The organism is Flavobacterium sp., from assembly GCF_046317795.1.
In the GTDB taxonomy this organism is placed as follows: domain Bacteria; phylum Bacteroidota; class Bacteroidia; order Flavobacteriales; family Flavobacteriaceae; genus Flavobacterium.
In genome coordinates, this window is sequence record NZ_JBKCVI010000035.1 from 1 (window position 1) to 5,560 (window position 5,560).

General features: G+C 32.2%; 5 protein-coding genes. All 5 read left to right on the forward strand.

The window, feature by feature from the left end:
• Positions 1 to 494 precede the first annotated feature (494 nt).
• Positions 495 to 1,202 (forward strand): phospholipase D family protein, encoded by a 708-nt coding sequence (locus tag ACK5ON_RS02355; RefSeq protein WP_409819512.1) that lies wholly within the window; start codon positions 495 to 497, stop codon positions 1,200 to 1,202.
• 270 nt (positions 1,203 to 1,472) lie between these two features.
• Entirely contained in the window at positions 1,473 to 2,096 is a 624-nt protein-coding gene (locus ACK5ON_RS02360) for a hypothetical protein (RefSeq protein WP_409819514.1), read from the forward strand.
• 731 nt (positions 2,097 to 2,827) lie between these two features.
• Positions 2,828 to 4,312, forward strand: coding sequence for a Fic family protein (locus ACK5ON_RS02365; protein WP_409819516.1), 1,485 nt, complete (start codon positions 2,828 to 2,830; stop codon positions 4,310 to 4,312).
• A gap of 242 nt (positions 4,313 to 4,554) precedes the next feature.
• Positions 4,555 to 4,893, forward strand: coding sequence for a type II toxin-antitoxin system RelE/ParE family toxin (locus ACK5ON_RS02370; protein ID WP_409819518.1), 339 nt, complete (start codon positions 4,555 to 4,557; stop codon positions 4,891 to 4,893).
• A gap of 4 nt (positions 4,894 to 4,897) precedes the next feature.
• A complete protein-coding gene (locus ACK5ON_RS02375) occupies positions 4,898 to 5,209 on the forward strand; it encodes a helix-turn-helix domain-containing protein (RefSeq protein WP_409819521.1) in 312 nt (103 codons plus the stop codon).
• Positions 5,210 to 5,560: the final 351 nt, after the last annotated feature.

The following is a 5,560-nucleotide window of genomic DNA, read 5'->3' on the forward strand; positions in this document are numbered from 1 at the left end:
CACATAATCCCTAGATATAAAGGCGATGTAGAAAATCCAAAAGGCGGAATTCGTGGAGTAATTCCCAGTAAAAAAGAGTATTAATTTAAAAAATTGATATGGACGAATTAGTTAGGTCAAATAAATTACAATTTTAAAAAAGTAATTATTTTATTCAAATTTACAAATAAACATTCGTTACTTCCTGCGTCAGTACAGGCAGCTCAGGGTGACATAAAATCCCAACTGGTGCTTGTCTGTGACGAGTACCTCTCAAGAAGTCGCCCTGCGGTGCAATAAAATAGAAAAGTACAACGTTATCAACCTTTTGAACTTTGACAACGTTTATTTCAAAAAATTAGTATTATTTTTGAAAGTAAAAAAAAGAATAAATATTCGCTTATACCCCCAAATTGGGGTAGATATACTTAAGTTATTACGGGTATTTAGAATTTAGTGTCATGGCTTTCGCAAAAAAACCGAATAAGAAAAACAAATAATATATTGAATAATTAATGGCTGAATTTTTAACTACTAGCGGAACTTCTCATTATATTGAAAACATAATAATTGATGCAAAAACTAAACTTATTTTAGTGTCACCATATTTGCAAATATCAAAAACTTTACAAGAAAGATTGAAAGACGCATCAAATCGAAATGTAAGAATTAAGATAATTTACGGAAAAGACGAATTGAAGCCTAATGAAAAGAATTCATTATCAGAACTAAAAAATTTAGAATTATATTTCTCTGGAAATCTACACGCTAAATGCTATTTTAACGAAACTAAAATGGTAATTACATCGATGAATATGTATGAGTTTTCAGAAAAAAACAATCGAGAAATGGGAGTTCTAATTGACCTAAATGTAGATAAGGAATTATTTGAAAAGGCTGAAAATGAAACTTTATCAATCATACAATCGGCTAAAAAAATAAGAATAAATAATTATGATAGAAATTACCGAAATGAAAACTATAATAATAACACTAAATCAAATTATAAGAACAGAATTAACGGACATTGTTTAAGATGTAATGACCGAATAAATTATAATCCATATAGTCCATTTTGCGGAGAATGTTATTCAACTTGGTCAGTATATCAAAATTATGATTATGGCGAAAACGTTTGTCATAGGTGTGGAGAAAATGAAATAGTAAGTATGAGAAGACCGCAGTGTAATAAATGCTTTAACTTATGGACTAACGAAAACTAAATTAGCCCAGCCAATAACCCTCCCGCTCCTCGATTCCTAACGCGTGTTAGTTACCCGCTCTAAGAAGTCGCCCTGCTAAGCAATAAAAAAGAAAAGTACAACGTTATCAACCTTTTGAACTTTGACAGAGTTTTTTTTAAGAAATTAGTATTATTTTTGAAAGTAAATAACGGAATAAATATTCGCTAGTACACCTACATTGGGGTAGGTATACGTATGTTATTGCGGGTGTTTAGGCGTTAGCAAACAGCTTTTCAAAAAACCATAGAAATGACATTTTATTTTGACAAAAAACTATTTACTTATTTAAGTTTAACATTTATTTTAATGACAGTAATAGGAACAATTTCTCATGAATATGGTCATTATCTATCTGCTAAAATTTTAGGACTTAACTCTAGAGTTAATTATGGAATGACCATTATAGAAGGTAATCAAAATAACTTAATTTCACCCAAAGAAAGATTTATAATCACTCTTGGCGGACCATTACAAACAATCTTAACTGGCACTTTGGGAGTTGCATTATTATATTTATCAAGAAAATCATTTTATCAAATTGAAAAATTATCGCTATTACAATGGTGTTATATTTTTACTTCACTTTTTTGGTTAAGGCAAGTTTCAAATATGTTTACTTGGGTTCTTTTCTACTTTATAAATGGAAAATTTGGAGTTCGTGGAGACGAAGTAAAAATGGCCCGATATTTAGAATTACCAAAATGGTCATTTGTTTTAACGACAGCACTGATTGGAGTTTTTGTACTATGGACAGTAGTTTTTAAATTTATTCCGAAAAAAATTAGAATTACATTTATAATTTCTGGACTTGTTGGTGGTGTTTCTGGATATATATTATGGTTAGAGTTATTTGGAAAAATAATAATGCCATAAACCTATAAGCCGATTTGCTAACCGCCGTTTCAAGAAATGGCGAAACCCAACAAGTGCTCGTCCAATCTCATTAAGTTAAGCACTTACTTGTCATATCGACCAACGGGAGAAATCACATAAAATGAGTAACTAATGAGATTCCTCTTGTCCCGAAGTCTCGGGAGAATGACAAAATGGTGGGGATTACCCAACTGGTGCTCGTCTGTGATGAGTATCCCCAACTGGTGCTCGTCTGTGATGAGTACCCCTCAAGAAGTCGCCTAGCATCAATTCTTTGTTTGCTTCATTTCATTTCTAATAACAAAAACGGGCTTTATCGCTTAATAGTAAAAAGTTAATTAAGTTTAATGCAATACTATTATTGTCGCAAATTTCTACTATTTATGCGACAAAATAAACCCTAAAAACGATTTAAAAATCAGATTGTAAGGTAATTATAAAAGTAAAAAAAAGCCAGTAGGGGTTCGGAAAGTAGGTGTGTATTATGAGGATATATTTTGTAACAAATTTAGAATACATTGGTTACAACTAAAAAAAACAATAGCTACAATTACTGGAAAATATTTGCGTAAAATCAAGCTTTACTGGAAAATAAGACTTCAAACTCTGGCAAAAGTAACTTTTAGTGGAAATCAAAATAGGGTATCAATCTATTTATAATGGAAAATTTTTGCGTAAAATAGTCTTTTACTGGAAAACAATAACTAATTTTGAGTTTAAAAGCCATTATAATGGAAAATAACATACCAATCCACCTTCAAGAAATCATTTTTGCAACAAGCGATATCGCTTTGAACAGACAATTAAGTAAACTGGAAGAAGAAGGGCAAATAAAAAAAATTGCACCTCGTATCTATACTTCAAACTTCAATGAATCGGAAGAAACAATCATTAGAAGAAACATTTTTACCATTTTAGGCAAACTATATCCAGGAGCAGTAGTAAGCCATCGCTCCGCTTTAGAATTCAAACCAACATCAGCTAATCAAATTTTTGTAACCTATACGTACACCAAGAAAATTGAGCTACCAGGAATAACAATCCGTTTCATGGAAGGAATGCCTGCTATAGAAGGAGATAATCCATTTTCAGGAGAATTATTTGTATCACAACAGGAAAGAGCATTTTTAGAAAACCTGCAATCATCACGTCAAATTGGACCAACTTCCAAAACAATTACGTTACCAGAAATAGAAAACAAACTGGAACAAATAGCACAAGTAAAAGGGGAAGTAGGACTAAACCAGTTCAGAGACAAAGCAAGAGAAATAGCAGAAAAACTAGGAATGCAATCCGAGTTTGAAAAACTAAACAAACTAATAAGTGCTTTGCTAACAACAAAACCGTCCAAGATACTAACTTCACCAATGGCAGTGGCAAGAGCTTTAGGAAATCCGTATGACAAACATCGCTTAGAATTATTTGAAAAACTGTTTGTAGAATTACAGCAACAACCCTACAAAGATCGAAAAGATGTAAATACAGAAACCAATGCTTTTAGAAACTTTGCTTTGTTTGAAGCTTATTTTTCAAACTATATTGAAGGAACTATTTTTGAAATCGAAGAAGCCAAAAGCATCATTCAAACCGAAATTCCAATTCCAAATCGTGACGAAGATTCACACGACATTTTAGGAACATATAAATTAGTAAGCAATCAAAAGGAAATGAGTACAACACCTTCCAATCCAGATGAATTACTGAACATAGTACAATATAGGCATCAAATACTTTTAGCAGCCAGAACCTCAAAAAAGCCCGGACAATTCAAAGACAAAAACAACCGAGCAGGAGAAACTCATTTTGTCGACCATACTTTAGTGAGAGGAACTCTAATAAAAGGATTTGATTACTACCAAGCATTACAAGAACCATTTGCTAAGGCCGCTTACATCATGTTTATGATAAGTGAAATACACCCATTCCTTGACGGAAACGGTAGAATAGCAAGAGTAATGATGAATGCTGAATTAGTTAAAACTAATCAAACAAGAATAATAATTCCAACTGTTTACCGCGATGATTATTTGGGAGCATTAAGAAAACTATCAAGAAACGATGATCCAGCAGTTTATATAAGAATGCTACAAAGAGCACAAGAATTCAGCGCCACATTAATAGCAAACGACATGGAAGCGTTAGAACATCACTTAACCCAAAGCAACGCCTTCAAAGAACATGACGAAGCAAAGTTGAAGATAATCGCTATTCCCTAAGAACGAATAAATAATGCTAAAATAAAATCAAGCGTTTTATCTCTTCAAAAGGCACTCCTTTGCCAACGCCCCCAATTGGTGCTCGTCTGTGACGAATACACCTCAAGAAGTCGCCTTGCGGTGCAATAAAATAGAAAACCACAACGTAGTCATGCGTCAGCAATCCGCGACGAAATTATAAGAAAATTTGTTTCTTAAAAAGGAAACTTATATCTTTACCCAAAATAATATAAAAGCATCAAATGGAATATAAATTCAAAGTTGAATTTCTTGAACCAGTAATGGAATTTTTGGAAAGTTTAGATCAAAAGTCAAGAGAAAAAATACTTTACAATATTTGGAAATCAAGAAGTCTAAATGATAACGAATTATTTAAAAAACTTGATGGTGAAATTTGGGAATTTAGAACTTTATATAATAAGCAATATATTAGATTACTTGCCTTTTGGGACAAATCCAATAAACAAGATACAATTGTAGTTTCGTCAAATGGTTTTATAAAGAAAACAGACAAAACTCCAAAAATAGAAATAGAAAAAGCTGAAGCTCTAAGGATAAAATATTTTAACGAAAAAAAATAATATTATGAAAACATATAGTTTAGATGAAGTAACTGATAGATTCGTCGGAAAGAAAGGAACTCAAAATAGAGATGCTTTTGAAAATGAATTAAAGCTTGAACTTATTGGTCAAACGATCAAACAAATTCGCAAAGAGAGAAACTTGACCCAAGAACAATTAGGCGAATTAGTTGGTGTAAAAAAAGCACAAATTTCGAAAATTGAAAATAGCTTAACTGATGCGAGATTTGATACAATAATGAAAGTTTTCAAAGCACTTAATGCAAAAGTTAATTTTAATGTTGAGTTGCTTAATCAAAAAGTTGCAATTATTTAAATAAATTTCCGAATGCTCCCGCGCGACTAGATCAAAGCGACTGGCTATGCCTTCCTATCCCCAACTGGTGCTCGTCTGTGTTGAGTCCCCCTCAAGAAGTAGCCCTGCGGTGCAATAAAATAGAAAACCAACTAGTGCTCGTCCAATGTCATTAAATTAAGGACTTATTTGTCATTCCGTCTCGTCTTTTGGGACGAGAGAGGAATCTCAGCTGCCTTTTTATAAAAAAGGTTTTTAATGTCCCGTAAAACCTATATATTTATTTCATAATTAATTAAAATCAGTTCGGATGGAGGGTTTTTAGAAGAACTGATGTTAAGCCACATTTCAACTAGCTAAACAACTATATAC

Bases quoted from the DNA above. Each gene is read 5' to 3' on its own strand.
- ACK5ON_RS02360 (WP_409819514.1), top strand. From the start codon at position 1,473: ATGACATTTTATTTTGACAAAAAACTATTTACTTATTTAAGTTTAACA.
- ACK5ON_RS02355 (WP_409819512.1), top strand. From the start codon at position 495: ATGGCTGAATTTTTAACTACTAGCGGAACTTCTCATTATATTGAAAAC.
- ACK5ON_RS02375 (WP_409819521.1), top strand. From the start codon at position 4,898: ATGAAAACATATAGTTTAGATGAAGTAACTGATAGATTCGTCGGAAAG.
- ACK5ON_RS02370 (WP_409819518.1), top strand. From the start codon at position 4,555: ATGGAATATAAATTCAAAGTTGAATTTCTTGAACCAGTAATGGAATTT.
- ACK5ON_RS02365 (WP_409819516.1), top strand. From the start codon at position 2,828: ATGGAAAATAACATACCAATCCACCTTCAAGAAATCATTTTTGCAACA.